Annotated in this window: 2 protein-coding genes; both read right to left on the reverse strand. The window is 31.8% G+C overall.

Features of this window, described 5'->3' with window-relative positions:
• Nucleotides 1-229, reverse strand: a 229-nt coding sequence (locus AC1DND_RS28385) for a VOC family protein (protein WP_477586255.1), incomplete at its 3' end; no start/stop codon positions are given.
• A gap of 50 nt (nt 230-279) precedes the next feature.
• Nucleotides 280-867, reverse strand: a complete 588-nt coding sequence (locus AC1DND_RS28390; protein WP_477586257.1) for a TetR/AcrR family transcriptional regulator — start codon at nt 865-867, stop codon at nt 280-282.
• Between the last annotated feature and the right edge of the window lie 216 nt (nt 868-1,083).

Genomic DNA, 1,083 nt, shown 5'->3' on the forward strand with positions numbered 1-1,083 from the left:
CGGCAGTTTCGAGCATAAAACCAATATGAAAGGCATCAGGGTAAGTTGAATTGCCGTTTTCTTTCTTTTGAGGCGCCATTAATACGAGCACAAATTTATGCTTATTTTTTAACACAGCTAATACCCCTTCTCCTCTAATATAATCACAAAAAAAATCAAAATAGTTTGTAAAAAATTCTACGGCCTTTGTTACATCTGTAACGACTAAATTTAAATGGTTAATTGTCATAATATATATTATTAATAATCGAATGTTCGTTAATTTAATATAGAAAAAAATTATTTTTTCAATGCCAGCAGTACCAAATCGAAGGCTTGTCTTAGTTTTTGTTCTGTTAACAAAAATGGTTTTCCTGCCATTGTTGATTGGTCCAAATGAAATTTAACTAGCGTGTAAAATGGACCATAGGCTATTGCCCAAAAAATTTCAACCGGCAGATTTTTAATTTCATTTTTTTGAATGGCGGTATCGACAAAGTCGTTCATTATTTTTCTGAAAACTGACGGCTTTATATCTTTGTGGTTAATAAGCGGCGAGCTCCTAAACTGTTCGTAAAACTGATATTGCAAAGGATTTTTAGTTATGTTATTTAATCGATTTTTCCACTGAAGCCAAAGACCATCTTCAAATTTTACATCAGGGTCAAAATTATTTAAAGCATCTTTCTCAAATTTGTCTACTATATCTATATAAAGTTTTGCAACTAAATCTTCACGGCTATCGAAATAAACATAAATAGTAGAGGCAGAAATATTAGCGAGCTTAGCCAACTTTTGCATACTTAATCCATCAAAGCCTTTACTAACTATCAACTCTATAGCTTTTTGTCGAATTACAATTTCTTTATTTTCATCTTTGGGTCTCACATTGCAAATATAAACGAATATTCGTTCATTTAAAAGAAATAAAAAATAAGACTGGCTTAAAAGTAAAAATCAGAAAAATCAAACCCCCATTTTCTTTCTGATCTCCCGCATCCCCTTACCGAAATGTTTTTCGGTACTCTTTTATAAATCCGAATATCTCATCTTGCTTTGAAAAGATGCCGACCGCCTTTTTTAATATATCGCATTCCATTTGCC

Source organism: Pedobacter sp. 01N416 (genome assembly GCF_056399685.1).